This window comes from Bacillus sp. FSL R5-0397 (assembly GCF_038593395.1).
In the GTDB taxonomy this organism is placed as follows: domain Bacteria; phylum Bacillota; class Bacilli; order Bacillales; family Bacillaceae; genus Bacillus; species Bacillus altitudinis.
Window position 1 is genome coordinate 1,879,549 of the sequence record NZ_CP151992.1, and the last position, 17,520, is coordinate 1,897,068.

Below are 17,520 nucleotides of genomic sequence, written 5' to 3' on the forward strand. Positions count from 1 at the left end.
TCTGTTATCTCTAAGATGAAACGAATTCATCACCTCCTTTCATGCCCCCACTCACTACTAGATTATCGATACTGTGCTAGACCCGCATGAATGTCTCTTGTGTTTGTATAAATGCTTTGATACAAACGAAAGAGATGATCATATACATCGACATGCTGTTGATTTGGTGTAAATACGGCTGCTTGATGGATAAACTGATCCGCGCACGCCTCAAGTGACTGGTACCAGCCGCATCCAACTGCTGCAAGCATCGCTGCACCTAACGCAGGCCCTTGCTCATTTTCAAGCTGAATCACCTTAGCTTGAAAAATATCTGCCTGCATTTGAAGCCATGTATGACTTCTCGCACCTCCACCAATGGACACAATAGCATCTATTCTTTTTCCGGCCTGCCTGAATAAAGCGATCGATTCATTTAATGAAAAAGTGATTCCTTCGAGCACAGCTCTAACCATATGCGCTTTTTCATGCCGGCTGTCTAATCCAATGAAGCTTCCACGAATGACTGAATCTGCATGAGGCGTTCTTTCCCCAACTAAATATGGCGTAAACAGCAATCCATTTGCGCCAGGCGCTATATCCTTTGCTCCGGCTAAAAGGGCTTTAAACGAATCATTTGGAGCAAGTAAAGATTTAATCCAATCGAGGCTATAACCTGCTGATAAAGTGACTCCCATTGTATAAAAAGCGTCTTTTTTGGCATGATGGAATAAATGCAAGTTTCCATTCAGCTCTCTGTTATGATTTTCTTCATAGGAAAGAATGACACCTGATGTGCCAATGCTGCATAGTGTGTGACCTGATGATAAAATGCCGGCACCAATGGCACCGCAAGCATTATCCGCTCCACCTGCAAAAACCTTCGCCTCTTCTGTCATCCCGGTTTCCTTTGCGATCTGCGGCAAAAGTGTTCCAACCTCCGCCTCCGATGAAACGAGCGGCGGGCAAATACGAATCGGAATATCAAAGGTTTGACAAAGCTCCTGACTCCATGCTTGTTCTCCAATATCCAACAGTAACGTACCAGCCGCATCAGAATAGTCCATATGAATAGCGCCGGTTAATCGATATCTGACATAATCTTTTGGAAGTAAAAACAAATGGATTCGTTGATCAATTTCTGGTTCATGTTCCTTTACCCATAACAACTTTGGCAGTGTAAACCCTTCTAACGCCTGATTTTTTGTGATCGCTTGCAGCCTGCCTCCTAGCTTTTCTGTCATGCGCCCGCATTGCGATGTTGTTCTTGTGTCATTCCACAAGATGGGAGGCCTGAGCACCTGAAGGGATTCATCCAATAAAACAAGTCCGTGCATTTGTCCAGAAAAACTGATGCCTTCTACCTGCATTGACTGAACAGGCCTTCTCTCCATAAGTTCTGTCATCGCGGCCATCGTCTGCTCTACCCAGTCTTCAGGATTTTGCTCGCAATAACCTGGTTTGCTTTGAATGAGGCGGTAAGATTTAGTCGTCTCGCAGCATACCTTCCCGCTCTCATCTACTAATATCACTTTGACTCCGCTCGTTCCAAGATCAATTCCCATCACATACTTCATGTGTTCACTCCTTCAAAACATCAGCCCGCTCCATTAATCTTCTAACAAATATTGATTCAATCTGGCTTTCAGCTGTTCCTCTCTGCCAGATTCGTTTCTGATGAGCGGATGTTTCAGTGCATATTCTTCTAATGTATGAAAGTTTGCCGTTCCTTCTGAAATCTCCCGCCCAATTCCTTCAGAAAAACTACGGTACCGGTGCTTGATCACATCTTCAAACACACGGTCTTCTATGAGTCTATGAGCCACCCGCAGCCCTTTTGCGAATGCATCCATCCCCGCAATATGGGCATACAGAAGATCTTCCAGTTCAAAGGAGGCTCTTCTGACTTTTGCATCAAAATTGAGACCGCCTGTTCCAAGTCCGCCATTTTGCAAAATTTCATACATGGCGAGTGTTGTGGCATATAAATCCGTTGGGAATTCATCTGTGTCCCAGCCTAGAAGGGAGTTTCCTTGGTTGGCATCAACGGAACCGAGCAGTCCATGAATTCTTGCTACACGCAGCTCATGTTCAAACGTATGACCCGCTAATGTCGCATGATTGGCCTCGATATTTAATTTAAAGTGTGTATCCAATCCATATTGTTTTAAAAAGGCGATCGATGTCGCTGCATCCGTATCATATTGATGAGTTGTCGGTTCCTTCGGCTTTGGCTCAATTAAAAATTGACCTGTAAATCCAATTTCTTTTGCATAATCGACCGCCATATGCAAAAAGGTCGCCAAATGGTCAAGCTCTCTTTTCATATCTGTATTCAGTAGTGTGTCGTAACCTTCTCGTCCTCCCCAGAAAACATAATTTTCTGCGCCGAGTTCCTTTGCTGTTTCGATGCCCTTTTTCACTTGTGCAGCTGCATAGGCAAATACATCTGCATGACAGGATGTGGCTGCACCGTGAACAAATCTTGGATGCTTAAACATATTAGCCGTGTTCCATAGAAGCCGAACCCCGCTTTGCTGCATGTAATCTTTCATTCTTTCTATGATGATGTCTAACTGCTGATTGGTCTCTTGAAGCGTGTCGCCCTCTGGTGCAATATCACGGTCATGGAATGAAAAATACGGAACATCCAATAGATCAAAGAGCTGAAAAGCCACTTCCAATCTAGCTTTCGCCAAATCCATTCCACTATAAGAATCCCAGGCCCTTTTCATCGTGCCAGTTCCAAACATGTCTGTTCCATCAGCAGTCAGTGTATGCCAATAAGCGACGGAAAATCGCAGGTGGTCTTTCATTGTCTTTCCGCCAATCATTTCGCTCGGATTATAATATTTAAATGCGAATGGGTTCTTTGAATGTTTTCCTTCATATTGAATGTTGCCAATCCCCTGTAAACTACTTAACGAAGTCATATTTGATTTGACCATAAGTGATTCCCCCTATATATTCACTTAGTAAGTTGATTCAACAAACGAATGAACGAGTTTACCAACTAATCTCTTTGAATTTTCCATATTTTTTAGTTTTTTAGAAATATTTTCGTTATAATAAAATGAAAAGCATGTTTTATAGAGAATGAACACGATAAAAAGTGGCTTTTCTTCACTTAATCTAAAGACGAAACAAATGGAGTGGATACAATGGATATTGCGGATCAGAACTTTGTGAAAAAAATAAATCAAAAGCTATTGCTAAACGAAATTCTGCACCATGCACCAATTTCCAGAGCAAAATTATCTGAACGCACTGGGTTAAATAAATCGACCGTTTCTTCTCAAGTGAGTACATTAATGAAAGAACATCTTGTTTATGAAATCGGTCAAGGCGAATCTAGCGGCGGAAGAAGACCCGTGCTTCTCATGTTTAATAAACGTGCAGGTTACTCTATCGGCATTGATGTCGGTGTTGATTATATCAACGGCATTTTAACAGACCTTGAAGGGTCGATTATTCATGATGAGCAGCTCAAGCTCCCATCCAGCACACCTGATGTGACCGTCCGTATTTTAATTGAATTGATTCAGCAGTTACGTTCACACATTCCTTCTTCTCCATACGGGCTGATTGGTATAGGGATTTGTATACCAGGTCTGGTCGATGCAGATGAACAAATTGTGTTTACGCCTCATTCAAAATGGAAAAATGTCGATCTGAAAACAAGTCTCCAAGACACATTCCAAGTACCGGTTTTTATCGAGAATGAAGCAAATGCCGGTGCGTACGGTGAAAAAATCTTCGGTGCTGCTAAACATTATGACCATCTGATCTATGCAAGTATCGGCACTGGTATTGGAATAGGCATCATTATCAATCATCATTTATATAGAGGCACGAACGGTTTTTCTGGTGAAATGGGACATATGACGATCGACTTTAATGGACCGACATGTAGCTGCGGAAATCGTGGTTGCTGGGAACTGTATGCATCTGAGAAGGCACTGTTCCAATCGCTCCAAACAGATGGTCAGCCATTCACCTATCAAGATATTGAGCGGCTGGCGAAGTTAAATGATATGAAGACACTCAATGCCTTGCGTAACTTTGGCTTTTACATTGGGGTAGGTCTCACAAACGTTCTGCATACCTTCAACCCACAAGCCGTTATTTTACGAAACAAGGTCATTGAATCTGAGCAGGCCGTTCTAAGTGTCATTCAAGATGAAGTATCCTCTAGAATGGATGCACAATTCAGCTCACGGGTGGAGCTGCTCCCTTCGTCATTAGGACAAAACGCACCAGCCTTAGGGATGACATCTCTTGTCACTGAAGCTTTTTTGCGTGATGTCACGCCTTCACCATAATGGAATACATGTTAAAGAGAGACAGCCTTTAGAGTGTTGTCTTTTTTTATTCAGTTGTTTCTTCGTATCGAAAATACTTAAAATCGGCAGGCAGACGTTCGCCGCTTGTGTCTTGGCACTGCATTCCGACAAAAGCCCCTGTAAAGAACCCCCCTCCTCGAATAAAATCATCTGATAAATGGGTCGATTCAAGCGGTACATCTATTTTTTCCCACTCTTGTTGATCAAAAGAATAAGAATACGTGTACGTCTCTCTCTGAACAGTCACTTTTAAATACACATACGGAATCTCGTCTGGGATAATGATTTTTTTAATTAGCGGCTGAGAAAAGGCCAGATTTTCACACACAGATAACTCAAGGATACGGCCAAGCGCCTCGTCATAAGTCACCTGAAGTGCAGTCCAATTTTCCGTATTATAATAATTCACAAGACCTGCCGCTTGCTGAAAGTTTTTCGGAAAGAAGGAAACCGCTGTCTCTGCTTCAAAATAAAAGCTTTGCCAGCGCCTCGCAACAAACGCTTGGGTAAATTTAGACGTTAAAGATTCCTGCCCATACAGCCTTAAATGATGAGGATTTTCCGTCACTGAACCAATCTGATCCGTAAATGGGATTCTTAATGTTTGAAAATGTCTATTTAACGATGAATCTTTAAATTCATCGACAATGTGATAGGTTGGAGAGAACTCTTTTACGCTCATCGCAGGCGCTTCAACCTCTAGGAGCCCCTCTTTTCCGCCTACCACATACGGCCAGCCATCTTTCCATTCAAGCTTTTGTATGGCTGTCTCTCTTCCTAAAGGGCACCAGCCTCTTTGCTGAAAAATGGATTCCTTCCTTGAATGAATTGGGCGGCCAGTCAGATGAGCCATATACCATTCATTTGTATGCGTTTGTACAATGGAAGCATGCCCGCATTTTTGTAGTGGATGGCTAGGCGCATGAAAAGCCGTTAAAATTGGGTTGTCAGGATGAACCTCGTACGGCCCATCAATACGCGAGGAACGGGCGATTGTGGCTGCATGTTCGTAACGTGTTCCCCCTTCAGCTGTTAATAAATAATAGACATCATTGATGTAATAAAGATGTGGGGCTTCTGTCAGTTTGATTGGCGTGCCTTTAAAAATGACCTTCCGCTCACCGACCAGTTTTTTTTCAGATACACTATATTCCTGCAAGGCTATACCTGCAAAGGAGTGATGTTTTTCTCGATGGTCCCACAGCATATTCAACACGTATTTCTTTCCGCTTGGATCATGGAACAAGGAAGGATCAAACCCAGAACTATTGAGCCGAACCGGATCGCTCCACTCGCCATCTACTTCGTCAGCTGTGACCAAATAATTATGACCATCCTTAAACGGACCATCTACTACTTTAATATCTGAATAGATGAGCCAAAACTGACCATCCGCATAACTTAAACACGGCGCCCAAACCCCGCCGGAATCAGGATTTCCTTTCATATCGAGTTGAGAAGTTTTTTGCAAGGGACGCGCGACGAGCCGCCAATGGACGAGATCCTTCGAATGATAAATTTGCACCCCCGGGAACCATTCAAATGTAGAAACCGCCATGTAATAATCCTCTCCCGCACGGCAAATACTTGGGTCAGGGTTAAACCCTTTGAGCACTGGATTAGTAATCTTCAATTGAACTTCCTCCTCTTTCAGAGAACTACATTTTAAAGTCGTCCATATGATCGATATACACCTTGTCTCTATTCTCAAGCTCTCGTACGACTTTTTTATGTTTTTCTTCATCTAGGTTATAAAAATTAATATCAACCATCGCTAAAATTAGTAAGCATACAGGAATCACCGTTGTCGTGATTAAAATGCCCAGTAAAGCTTCTGGTGTTTGCACTTGGTTTGCAATATAACCAAATCGGTCAAGGACAAGCCCTGGAACGATGCCGCCTAAGGCCATCCCAAATTTAAAGAAGAAGCCAATCACTGCGTAGATCAGTCCACCCATTCTTTTCCCTGTTTTATATTCACCATATTCAACGGTTTCAGGAATGAGTGCCCACATGTAAGCACCTGCTGTAATACTCCCTGCAGCCGCAACGAGCCTGAAAACAAGTATTAAAGTGATTTGACTCGGCGGGATCACAAGTAATGCAAGAAGGCCAACAATATTCAGCAATAATGAATAATTCAGCAGCTTTTTCTTTCCTAACAACTTGTGCAGCTTAGGAATAAACGGCAACACCATTAAAGCTGGCAGACTGCCAATCAGGCCGTACCACTTCACTAAATCTTCTCTGCCTAGGTTATACGTCACATAATAGATCCCGACTGAGTTGCTGATCGAGTTCACACCAAAGATAATGATAAAGAAAATGCTTAACACAACAAGCGGACGATTCACTCGTAACTGGACAAAGAGATCACTGAACTTGATCTTTTCCTCTGGCTTTTGAAGCGTGACGCGCTCATTCGTACTTTTAAAACAGAAAATCAATAATCCGCCCCCAAGTACACCGAGAAATGCCATCGTGATCTGCCAGCCAAGTGCTGTATTTCCTGTTGTATCACTCAAAAACGTCGCAAGAAACGGAACAAAAAAAGCAACAACTAACCCACCGAGATTTGCAAAAAGCATACGAACAGACGTAATACTGACGACCTCTTGGTTATTTCTTGTCATTGCGGAAGTTAAAGCACCATAAGGAACATTGATGAACGTGTATGTAAGTGATAAACCAACATACGTGATGTACGCATAAATGAGTTTTCCCATTTCGGAAAAATCCGGTGTCGTAAAACAAAGAATGGCAAGAACGGCAAAAGGTAACGCACCAAATAACAAATAAGGTCTAAACCGGCCAAAACGGCTGTTCGTTCGGTCAACCATCGCCCCAATAAACGGATCTGCAAGCGCATCGATGGCCCGAACCACCAAAAACATTGTCCCTGCTGCTGCTGCTGATAATCCATAGACATCCGTATAAAAAAATAATAGATACGTAGAGACAGTTGCATAAATTAAATTACATGCGAAATCTCCTGAAGCATACCCCACTTTTTCAGACATACGAATCTTCTTTAAATTCTCACTCACCATGAGTTTTCTCCCTTCTTCACTTAGCCTCTTCTAACGGACAGATGGTGCAGGGCAGCAGCAATCAATAGGTCGAAAATAAAGCGCTTTCAATCCGTTGTAAAAATGAAGCTGAACATCTCTTTCTTTCAGCTTAGCCCACATAGCAGCAAATCATTCGCTTTACACAATAGATCAATAGATGATCGCCATCTTAGTTTATCGATTAAACAAACTAAGATGAATTCATTTTATAAAATATGATCTGACTTTTCAATATTTTTTGAAAAAATAATCCAAATAATTGATTTCTTGTCATTTTTTCTATGATATGAGGATATGAACCTTCTTTTTATCTTCCAAAACAAAGAGAACTCAAATAATGGTTGCATTCACACCAATCCCATGCTATATTAATCAAGCGATGAGCTGAATTGTGTAAGTCGGGTAACACGTCTCTTTGAGACACACACGAATGTGGCGTGTGGTTATTCCGCCTCAATACGCAAAAGACATCTTCTGATGAAGATGTCTTTTTTCTTACCCTATTTTGGTGCCATTTTCAACCGGCTCATCAGTGGCAAGCAGGACAACGTCTTCTTTTGACGGCATGCCTCCTAAGACAAGCACCTCTGATTTAAACCCGGCAATTCTTCTTGGCGGGAAATTGACCACTGCAATAATTTGTTTCCCAGTGAGATTCTCAGCCTGATAACGTTTTGTCAGCTGTGCACTAGATTGTTTTATGCCAATCTCATCCCCAAAGTCAATCTTCAGCTTGAAAGCAGGCACTCTTGCTTCTGCAAAAAATTCTGCTTCTACTATCGTCCCAACACGAATGTCTAACGCTAAAAACTGTTCAATATCTGCCATTAGAATCTCTCTCCCTTTCAATCTTTCATAAAAAAGCTCACATTTTTCTTCTGCTAGATGACCACTTGTCTTCCACTAATTTCTTTATTGTAGCACACCCTACTCTTCTAAAAGAAAGAGTTAAAAAGCCTATTCATTGAAAATCCTTTTTAGTTTACATAATGATTTTATAGTAGTCTATTAAATATTTGCATCATGAAAATGAATTCGGTAAAATGGCAAATAATCCTACTGCTTCCTCTCGAATATTTCGGGGAGGGTTAACACTTGTTTACATTATCAGATATGTGGACGTTTTGCTGGTCGTTTTTCGTCATTCTTCCTATCGTTGCCATCTTGCATCAGCTGGGCCATATTGTAGTCGCCTGGCTGTTTGGAGCAAAGGTTTCGTTTGCGCTTGGCAGAGGCAAAAAAGTATTGAAAATAGGCGTCGTTGAAATTAGAAGAATCTATTTTCTAGATGCATTTTGCCACTATGAAGAAATGAGGAGAAATAACCGTTTCTCACACATTCTTGTCTACTTAGGCGGATCATTATGCAACCTGCTCAGTGTTCTCATATTGAACACAATGATCGCCAACGATTTCCTGCCAGAACATCAATTTTTCTATCAATTTGCTTACTTCTCAGTCTACTATGTATTTTTTGCTTTACTGCCAGTACAGTATGCAGATCATCATCCGAGTGATGGGCAAGCGATTGTGAACATCATTCGTCACGGTGAACCATGCGACATCATTGATTAAGATGAGTGGCTTTCACTGTCGATTTGATACTGAATCGTTAAAAAAGGAATACCGAATAGCTTCATTTGATGAATTGCTGTGAGACTTTTTTCCGTCTCCGGTTTCATATGAAAGCTTTCTTCCATTGGCAGTTTCATGGTGATGAAAGACGTATGCAAATACAATCCTTCATCACCCGTACTGCCATTTGGACTTTTACTTTTTAATAGAAAATCTTCCTTTTCATTCAAAGGTTTTAAAATAGCCGTAAGCTGTGAAAAAGGAAGCGGCAAAGCAATATTCATATAGACTGTCTCTTCATCATGGTGCTGAGCATAGAGCGCATAAAAGACTTGCTCGCCTTTCTCATTGCGCCTGATCCACACACGTACATTCTTCCTTTCTTCAAGAGGATGTTGAAATCTTGAAAGACTCCCCGGCATTTCATATGGCATTCGTGATGACCCTAAATAGAGCTGTCCTATTTGTCTAAAAACAGGTTGAAGCAAAAAGACAAACGGCCTTACCCACCAATGAAAACAGACGGCTGCTTTTAACCTAAAGGACATCGGGTCCTCATAAAATCTGCGAATAACAGGTGACACACACTCTGCTGAAAATGCCTTTCCATTTAATTGGTCAAGAGAATCGACTAAACCAATCTTCTCATCATGCTGCATGTCGTCATGTTGAAAAGACATGACCTGAAAACGACCGTGAACTCTCGATACCGGAAAATCCTTCTGTTTCAATCGTTCAGCTGGTCTTTCAATCAACCATCCAATGAGGCCTGGTAAAATAACCAAACTTGCATTGATACTGCCATGAAACCAAATCATTTGATCCATGCTGATGTAGGTAACATGTAAAAGCATTCCGGCAGAATAAAGGAATGATAGGACGATCGTTCCCATTAACATGATGCTAGAAAACACAACGAACCCTTTTGCGACAGTTGAACGAAAAGAAGTTGTCATACACAAAATTCCATACAAATAAAGTGCGATCACATACAAAATGACGCTGAACGTATCAAACAGGCGAGAATAGCTGATTCCAACAGCAATCATCACTGGCGACAGTAAAATAACCCAGCCGCCCACTTTGTATAGCGTCGTCTCTTTTTTCCGCTGCCTCCCCAATAATCCATAAAAGATAGGGATAAAAAAAGCCGAGTAATGAAAATGAATAGCGGTCAAAAGTACAATCATCGGTGAAAATGTCATCACTTGTATATCTGCTATGTACAGCCAGAACCAAAGCCCACCTAGAGCGATATACATACATGCGCCATCGATCATCAGCTCATGAAGCGGATGGGCCCCTCTTTTCAGCAAACGGGTGAAACCAAATAAAGCCAGAATCATTGTAAAGAAAAGCCATCCCAATGCAAGCCAAAGAGAATGATAGATGAATGCGCCTGTTGCACATAGAGCTGCTACTGGAAAGGCTTTCATTATGAAACCGATCAGCCCCTTCTGCTGCCGTTTCTTCTCTTCCTGATAAAAAAAGTGTAAGAAAGCGGGAAGAAAAAATAAAATCGCGATGAGAACAAAAAATTCTGGTATGGGAGCTGTCGTCAAACGTGTAACGAGAAAGCAGGACATCAACACGATGCTACACATCAAATGCCATTTATTCATGAGGTGACACCCTTTCCGTAAACCGGCCCTTATAAGTAAAAAGAGTGCCAAAAAGGCGATTTTTCACTTGAACATCAATCGTATACTCACCTGCACGCTCATCGTACCCTTCTGTTACATCAGATTCACCATAAAGCCAAGAAGGGAGCGGCCACTCCCGCCCAAACAGCAAAAACTTTTGCTTACCTGATTGAATGTGCAAGAACCCTTTTTCCGTGACTGTAAAATGAAGCTCTGACACAAGAAGCCTAGGTTTTCCAAAGTAGTCTAGTACTTGATGGCTCTTCTGATCAATGATCATATCTGCATCAAAATGTCTTTCCTTTTCAGGAAAATAGAACGTTCGAAACCAGTGCATCCCTTCTTCTCCCTTACTTGTCGTAAAAGGCTTGTTCACAATTTGGAAGGGAATATTTCGCCCTCTTTCAGGAAAAAAACAGCGAAACAATGGACCGATTTTGAATAACAATCGGATGAGCTTTGTCCCGCCTCCTATTTCCTCCATGATACCTTCGGCCGTAAACGCGCGGTTATAACGTTCTTTTAATGTTGGATGCAGCTTATCGTAGTCCTTTACTTGATGATGATGAACGACCATGTCTACCTCCCCTTTTTCGTTTGATCGAAAACACATCTACACAATCTTTTAAATTAATCATTCCTGCAACGGATAAAATGAAAAATGCACTCAGCACCAGCGGCTCGTGCAGAGTCGTTTCTGGCGATAAAATCCCTATACCAAGCATCAGCAGCAGAAAGATGCTTTGAAGGATGAATATATATTTCTTTGGCAGTTTAGGCATGAGCCATGATACACCTAATAGCGCATAAAACAAACGAAATCCGGTGCTATGATCAAAAGCAGAAGGTGAAAAAGGAATGATCGCTTGACATAACCAGACGATAGCAAACAACAAACAAATGCCATAATGGGCAAGTGTTCTCTCTAGCAGCAACCGGGGATGCGTGCCCTTTTCAAGCCACGTCTTTAATGCGCCAAAGCTAAAGGCAGTCATAAACCCCATCATTGGTCGAAAAAACAAACGGTCTGCCCATTTCCACCCTTTTCCTTCCTTTGTTTCATAATCAAATTGCGTTTGAAACACAATGTGATCATTCGTTTTCATGTATTTCCAATACCCTCCGCCTTCTTTGATGAAAGACAAAGGGTGTGCCGATTTAAATTGAAGTGAGGATGCTCTTTCATGACGCTCATCCTTCACGCTCGTTCGATACGCTCCTGTCCCAGTTACACTAATGCCGAATCCAAGGTGTTTCTCATACAAAAAGGATTGGGGCTGTTCATCACTAGGTCCATTTAATGAAATGGTCGAAAATCGCAAATCCCATTGTTCATGAAGCTTTGGATTTTGCGTATACTCCCATACTTTTTCAATAGGTGCTTGAATGGTTGTTTCCACATAAACAGGCTTTCTTTTCATCTGCCTCTACTCCTCTATGTGAATTATTTCACATAATAAGCATACCATGTTTCACAAAACTGTCAAATCTTTATTGGTTTTTTGCCCAAAAAATGTTTTGATTTGTTTACATCTCCTTCATCATATCGGTTCGATACATAAAAAAGACCTGTCAATAGGACAGATCTTCTTGCTCTTTGATGCCTGCAATATAAAGACGGACCGCATAGCTCACACTATCTTCAAGCTGTTCTTTCCGTTGAAATCCTTTTTTGTTTGAAATATCTCCAAAGCCGTGCAGTAAGCTTCTGAGCCCTCTGACGACATGCGTCATGTCCTCTTCTTTTACACCAAAACGAGACATGATGGATTGGACAAAATCAGCAAGATTCTCTGCAGCCACACTGACTTCTTTTTCATTCATATGTGAAAAAGCAGCCTCATAAAGACCGGGATGCTGACGGACAAATTGAACATATTGTCTTGCAAATGCTAAAACAGCGTCTTCTTTTTCCAGCCCCGCTGTTACTTGTTTGCCGGCCTCACAAAGCATTGTCAGCCCCTTGACAGCAAGAGCTGCCTGTATTTCATGAAGACCGGATATATGGTTGTAAAGAGATGGTGGTCTGATGTTAAGCCGTTTGGACAATGTAGCAATGGTCAAAGCGGAAAAGCCCTCTTCATCGACAAATTCGATGGCAGATTCAACAATTTTTTCTTGTGTGATACCCATTCTTGGAGACATGGCTTACTGTCCCCCCTTTTGTAGCTGCTGCTTCCTTTTTTCGATAGCGGCTCTGAGCTTTGCCTCAGGCTCTATGATGAGATCACCATGCCCTGCTGCGAGACAAGACAAGGGAAGTGCCAGTAATTTTTCAGCGCTTTTTAGTGCTGTTTCTGCATCCCAAGTGGCAAAAGCCGGGAATGGGAAGGTGAAGCGAAACTCACCCGTTACAAATAAACCGCCTTTTGTCACAACTGCATCACCCGCAATGACAACCCCTGACTTTTCATCGTATAAAGAGATGCTTCCTGGTGTATGTCCTGGTGTGGCAATGACTTTCAGGGGCCCAATCTCGTCCCCTTCTTCAACAAGCACGTCTGGTTTTGTGTGAATGTCTTTTGAAAAACTGCCTTTGACTTTTTTCTCTGGCTCACCAGGAAGTAAAGAGAAATCGCCAGCAAATAGGCGAGCATCTCGTTTCGATAAATAAACAACTGCCTCTGGAAAAGCCTTTTTCACTTCATCTAGTGCGCCAATATGATCCATATGACTATGAGTCAGAATAATTTTGTTAATGGGTTTGTTTAATTGATGTGCAAATTCAATTATCGAGCTTGCTGCCATTTTCAAAGCTGCATCAATTAAGATGAGTTCATTCTCTTCCTCAAATACATAACAATTTACCGGAAAAATACGCGGCATTAATGTAAGCTGGTGCAAACGGTCAAATGTTGTCAATCTCATCTTGTTTTCCCCCTAAAACTAATATCGTTAGTTTTATATTAACTAATATCATTAGTTTTAGCAACTATTTTTTCATCGACAGCAATATAAATATCAATTTGCGCTTCTTTTGGATCAATCGATCGTTCGTCGTACCATTCAAAATCGCCAGTATATGTTCGCAAATAACGCTGATCCCAACTCCAAATCTGCTGCCATGTTTCAAACACAACCTCTTCAATCGGGCCCTTTCTCGTTTGAAATCTTGCGTAGGTGGAGCCTGGAATCTCTTTTGCATCTTGTGCTAGCTGCTGGTCAACCAATTGCCCCGCTGTGAACAAATAAGCGCCATTTTCATCCTTTTCATAATCTGAATACAGCCCTATGACTGGCGCATGTCCTCCGCGAAGCTGCTGCGTGAAAAATTGCTGCCAAAGCGGTGCAATCTTCCGCTCGTTTGTTTGCTCCATTTCATTTGTTGTTCGAACTGATAATCCCTTGATCCATTGTTTCTGTAAAATCACAATATCGTACATACATTCTCATCTCCTTTTTTTCCATCATATAAAAAGAAACCTGACAACATAGTGTCAAGTTCCTTTTGGTTTTTGAAATTGTTTCAACTTGAGATCAAACGCTTCCCGAACGGATGGCGGAGAGACAATCACGATATCTGGCCCTAAATAAAAAAGAAAGCTATATAACCAATCATCCTGAGGCAACGTGATTATGGCAAGATACGTACCATCTGCACATACGGTGAATTCATTTTCATCTATCCATTCCTTCACTTTACCAACAGAATCTTCAGTCAACCTGAGCGTTAGTGTACTGACGGAAGGTTCTTCGTGCCAAGAATCATTCCAAGGCTTTTCTTCATTTTTTATTCGTTTAGGAAGAAAAGATACTGAATGCGTGATAAGGTCTGACATTCTTTTGAGTTTAAACAGGCGAAACGCTTTTTTCACGCAGCAATACGCATACAAATACCAGTGTCTTCCTTTTAAGACAAGTGTATAAGGCTCTACTTTTCTAGGAAGTGTTTCGCCTTTTGCATTGCGATAGGTGAACTGGATATATTGATGCGCTGTGGCAGCGGTATGAATGAGCTGGAGCTTCTTTTCTAAATAGCTGTCTTTCCCCCAAGAGCTTAAATCAATAAATACATGTTGCTGTTTTTCATTTTGAGGCGGGATCAGGGATTTCATTTTCTTTAGTACATGTTCACTTTCTTTAAAGGTGTATGCACTCGTAATGCTTTCAAGAGCTGTTAAAATCAGTTCAATATCATCATCGGTGAATAATTTTTTCTCTAGACGATAGTCGTCAACGAGTGAAATTCCACCCCCTGCACCTTGTTTTGTGACAACTGGAATCCCCGCTTGATTGATCGTATCAATGTCACGGTATATGGTTCTCACGCTCACTTCATGTAGTTCAGCTAGGTCTTTCGCCTGTACTTGCCGTTTGCTAATCAGTATCATCACAATGGACAAAATGCGATCAATTTTCATGACTTTTCCTCTTTTTCATAAATATAGGTTTTGATTTGATAAAAAAAGAAAGAATGGTAATGATAAGTAACAGCCAGCATTCGTTTACATCCCTGCCTGTGCAGGAGGAGGTTGCATCATGACACATTACGTATGGCAGTTGTTCATGATCGGGATCGTCATGCTCGTCTGGATCATCATTCGAATGAATCGAATGAGACGCTATCAGCTTGTGCGCCCGGTAAATCTTTTCATGAGAATGTATGTATTTAGTCTCACTGCCCTTATTCTCTTATCAGAAGGATGGCAAAATCACAGTATTTTTATCTATGCCGTCATTGGCATGATCTTCGGGAGCAGTCTCGCCATTCACGCCTATCAGACGATTCAGATGAAATTAGAAAATGGCCGGCTGTATATGAAAACAAGTAAATGGATTGAAAGCTTTATTTTATGTTTGTTTTTATCTAGGCTTGCATTTAAATCGGTCAATCTGACAACACATGCGATCACCAAAATGGATATCGTTGAATTGTATCAGCATATTGTCAGCGATGATGCGCTGACAATACTCAGCTTTTTCCTTCTAGCGGCTTACTATATTGTGTTTTCTTATCAAATGATGAAAGCAAATAAACGATCAACCCAAGTACATCATGCATAAAAAACCTTCCTATATAAAAGTAGGAAGGTTTTTTCTCAATCATGCTGTGCATGGTGTATCATTTGTTCAAGCACTTCCATCACATGCTGATCTTCAGGACTGTAAAAAATCGAGGTCCCTGCTCGTCTAGATTTCACGAGACGAAGATTTTTTAAAAAGCGCAGCTGATGAGATACGGTTGATTGCATAAGGTTTAGTGTTTCTGCTATATCATTTACTGAATGTTCACCTTGAGACAGCAAATGCAGAATACGAATACGCGTCGGATCAGATAAGGCTTTAAATGTTTGGGAGACAAGAAATAGACTTTCTTCGTCCAGCTCCATCCGTTCCTGTTCTTGATTTGTATTCAGTTCTTCCTTCATTTCGCTTCACCTTTCTTGTCAGTCAACTCACGACTTATTCTATGTATCATCATATACCAAAACGTGTAGCATGCAAAGCTTCCACACCTTTTGAAAAAAGATTTATTCAAATAGCATTGACACGTGGTAGCATTCTTTTTAAAATGAGCATTATTTATTCATTTTTTTAGAGGAGCTGATAGGCAAATTGACTGAAGAGCCAAGACTAAAACGCAGCCTGACTGTTTTTCCACTTGTTGTGATCGGGCTTGCTTATATGGACCCACTTGTCGTATTTGATTCATACGGCATTGTTGCTCAGCTGACGAAAGGACACGTTGCTGCAGCTTATATCTTTACTTTACTGGCATTACTATTGACAGCGCTTAGCTATGGGAATATGGTGAAGGCTTTTCCAAAAGCAGGATCTGCATATACATACGCGCAAAAAAGTATTCATCCTCACATCGGTTTCCTTGTAGGCTGGACACTATTGCTGGACTATTTATTTTTGCCTATGGTGAATTTTGCAATCGGAAGTGCATATTTAACCGCAGCCTTTCCTGATGTACCTCATTACATTTGGATCATCATACTTGCTATCGCCATAACGACTGTCAATGTGATCGGTATACGTCTTACAGCCAACATTACAGCGCTATTTGTGACCTTTCAGGTGATTGTCGCTGTGACATTTGTTGGGTTTATTATTTATGGGCTCACGCAGCATGCAGGCACGGGAGAGATACTGTCAACCCGTCCGTTTTATTCAGCGAGCTTAGATCCCGCCCTTATTTTTTCCGGCGCGACGATTTTATGTTTTTCTTTTCTAGGATTTGATGCGATTTCGACCATGTCTGAGGAAACAATTAAACCAAAAAGAACGATTCCTCTCGCCATATTTTTAACGGTCGCTATTGGAGGTGTGCTGTTTACCCTTACCTCTTATTTTTTACAGCAGGTGTTTCCAAATTTTCAACAGTTCAAGCATCCAGATGCGGCATCACTTGAAATTGCAGAATTTGTGGGCGGCGCGTTTCTCCACTCATTCTTTTTAGCCGGCACCATGGTCGCTGTCATCTCTTCCTCCCTATCATCACATGCGAGTGCCGCAAGACTCTTGTATGCGATGGGAAGAGATCAATCATTACCAAAGCGTTTCTTCGGTTATATTCACCCAACATTGAAAACGCCTGTATTTAATATTTTATTAATTGGTGTTTTTTCGTTAACCGCAGTTGTTGGTGAGCTTGAGGTCATTTACTCGTTTATCAGCTTCGGGGCATTAATTGGATTTACGTTTGTTAACTTGTCTGTTTTCGCTTACTATTTCATCAAACAAAAACAAAGAGGTGTATTAAACACACTGAGGTATGCCATCATCCCTCTTTGCGGAACGGCTTTTTGTATTTGGCTCTTAACAAGCATCAGTACAAATGCATTAATCATCGGCATGGTGTGGCTCATGATCGGTTTTGTTTATTTCTGCTATAGACTGAAAACAAGAACAGAATTTACGTTTGGCTATGATTGAATATAAGGTTTTCACTTGGTATCCTGT

General features: G+C 41.4%; 17 protein-coding genes. 4 read left to right on the forward strand and 13 right to left on the reverse strand.

Features of this window, described 5'->3' with window-relative positions; translation table 11 throughout:
* Nucleotides 1-62 precede the first annotated feature (62 nt).
* Complete coding sequence (gene xylB / locus NSQ70_RS09405) at nucleotides 63-1,556, reverse strand: xylulokinase (RefSeq protein WP_342502123.1); 1,494 nt, start codon at nucleotides 1,554-1,556, stop codon at nucleotides 63-65.
* A 33-nt stretch (nucleotides 1,557-1,589) separates the two neighbouring features.
* Nucleotides 1,590-2,927: a xylose isomerase gene (gene xylA, locus NSQ70_RS09410; RefSeq protein ID WP_024718319.1), complete on the reverse strand. Its 1,338-nt coding sequence runs from the start codon at nucleotides 2,925-2,927 to the stop codon at nucleotides 1,590-1,592.
* A gap of 213 nt (nucleotides 2,928-3,140) precedes the next feature.
* Between xylA and NSQ70_RS09415 the strand changes: the two genes are divergently transcribed.
* On the forward strand, nucleotides 3,141-4,301 hold the full coding sequence (locus NSQ70_RS09415; RefSeq protein ID WP_256688441.1) for an ROK family transcriptional regulator: 1,161 nt from the start codon (nucleotides 3,141-3,143) through the stop codon (nucleotides 4,299-4,301).
* A 46-nt stretch (nucleotides 4,302-4,347) separates the two neighbouring features.
* Here NSQ70_RS09415 and NSQ70_RS09420 read toward each other — a convergent pair whose 3' ends face one another.
* The 3 genes from NSQ70_RS09420 to csaA form a co-directional block, all read right to left on the reverse strand.
* Nucleotides 4,348-5,955 (reverse strand): glycoside hydrolase family 43 protein, encoded by a 1,608-nt coding sequence (locus tag NSQ70_RS09420; RefSeq protein ID WP_268431771.1) that lies wholly within the window; start codon nucleotides 5,953-5,955, stop codon nucleotides 4,348-4,350.
* Nucleotides 5,956-5,980: 25 nt separating this feature from the next.
* Entirely contained in the window at nucleotides 5,981-7,372 is a 1,392-nt protein-coding gene (locus NSQ70_RS09425) for an MFS transporter (RefSeq protein ID WP_024718316.1), read from the reverse strand.
* A gap of 516 nt (nucleotides 7,373-7,888) precedes the next feature.
* Nucleotides 7,889-8,221: a chaperone CsaA gene (gene csaA, locus NSQ70_RS09430; RefSeq protein WP_017367427.1), complete on the reverse strand. Its 333-nt coding sequence runs from the start codon at nucleotides 8,219-8,221 to the stop codon at nucleotides 7,889-7,891.
* A 267-nt stretch (nucleotides 8,222-8,488) separates the two neighbouring features.
* Between csaA and NSQ70_RS09435 the strand changes: the two genes are divergently transcribed.
* Nucleotides 8,489-8,968: a hypothetical protein gene (locus NSQ70_RS09435; protein WP_007500681.1), complete on the forward strand. Its 480-nt coding sequence runs from the start codon at nucleotides 8,489-8,491 to the stop codon at nucleotides 8,966-8,968.
* On the opposite strand, the gene NSQ70_RS09440 is transcribed toward NSQ70_RS09435, so the two are convergent.
* The 7 genes from NSQ70_RS09440 to NSQ70_RS09470 all read right to left on the reverse strand — a co-directional run bounded on the left by NSQ70_RS09440 (nucleotide 8,965) and on the right by NSQ70_RS09470 (nucleotide 14,972).
* A complete protein-coding gene (locus tag NSQ70_RS09440; protein WP_342502124.1) occupies nucleotides 8,965-10,590 on the reverse strand; it encodes a YndJ family protein in 1,626 nt (541 codons plus the stop codon). The two genes, NSQ70_RS09435 and NSQ70_RS09440, sit on opposite strands and share 4 nt — an antisense overlap.
* Complete coding sequence (locus NSQ70_RS09445; protein WP_061419336.1) at nucleotides 10,583-11,188, reverse strand: DUF4166 domain-containing protein; 606 nt, start codon at nucleotides 11,186-11,188, stop codon at nucleotides 10,583-10,585. Before NSQ70_RS09445 ends, NSQ70_RS09440 begins: the two co-directional genes overlap by 8 nt.
* Nucleotides 11,151-12,032, reverse strand: a complete 882-nt coding sequence (locus NSQ70_RS09450) for a hypothetical protein (protein WP_096881530.1) — start codon at nucleotides 12,030-12,032, stop codon at nucleotides 11,151-11,153. Before NSQ70_RS09450 ends, NSQ70_RS09445 begins: the two co-directional genes overlap by 38 nt.
* A 151-nt stretch (nucleotides 12,033-12,183) precedes the next feature.
* Nucleotides 12,184-12,756, reverse strand: coding sequence for a TetR/AcrR family transcriptional regulator (locus NSQ70_RS09455; RefSeq protein ID WP_135009155.1), 573 nt, complete (start codon nucleotides 12,754-12,756; stop codon nucleotides 12,184-12,186).
* A gap of 3 nt (nucleotides 12,757-12,759) precedes the next feature.
* A complete protein-coding gene (locus NSQ70_RS09460; RefSeq protein WP_268373094.1) occupies nucleotides 12,760-13,479 on the reverse strand; it encodes an MBL fold metallo-hydrolase in 720 nt (239 codons plus the stop codon).
* Nucleotides 13,480-13,517: 38 nt separating this feature from the next.
* Complete coding sequence (locus NSQ70_RS09465) at nucleotides 13,518-13,994, reverse strand: GyrI-like domain-containing protein (protein WP_046526860.1); 477 nt, start codon at nucleotides 13,992-13,994, stop codon at nucleotides 13,518-13,520.
* A 54-nt stretch (nucleotides 13,995-14,048) separates the two neighbouring features.
* Nucleotides 14,049-14,972, reverse strand: a complete 924-nt coding sequence (locus tag NSQ70_RS09470) for a YafY family protein (protein WP_342502125.1) — start codon at nucleotides 14,970-14,972, stop codon at nucleotides 14,049-14,051.
* 118 nt (nucleotides 14,973-15,090) lie between these two features.
* Between NSQ70_RS09470 and NSQ70_RS09475 the strand changes: the two genes are divergently transcribed.
* On the forward strand, nucleotides 15,091-15,615 hold the full coding sequence (locus NSQ70_RS09475) for a mother cell-specific membrane sporulation protein (RefSeq protein ID WP_144665611.1): 525 nt from the start codon (nucleotides 15,091-15,093) through the stop codon (nucleotides 15,613-15,615).
* A 35-nt stretch (nucleotides 15,616-15,650) separates the two neighbouring features.
* On the opposite strand, the gene czrA is transcribed toward NSQ70_RS09475, so the two are convergent.
* Entirely contained in the window at nucleotides 15,651-15,980 is a 330-nt protein-coding gene (czrA, locus tag NSQ70_RS09480; protein ID WP_007500691.1) for a Zn(II)-responsive metalloregulatory transcriptional repressor CzrA, read from the reverse strand.
* A gap of 187 nt (nucleotides 15,981-16,167) precedes the next feature.
* Between czrA and NSQ70_RS09485 the strand changes: the two genes are divergently transcribed.
* Entirely contained in the window at nucleotides 16,168-17,493 is a 1,326-nt protein-coding gene (locus NSQ70_RS09485; RefSeq protein WP_342502126.1) for an APC family permease, read from the forward strand.
* The last annotated feature ends 27 nt before the right edge of the window (nucleotides 17,494-17,520 follow it).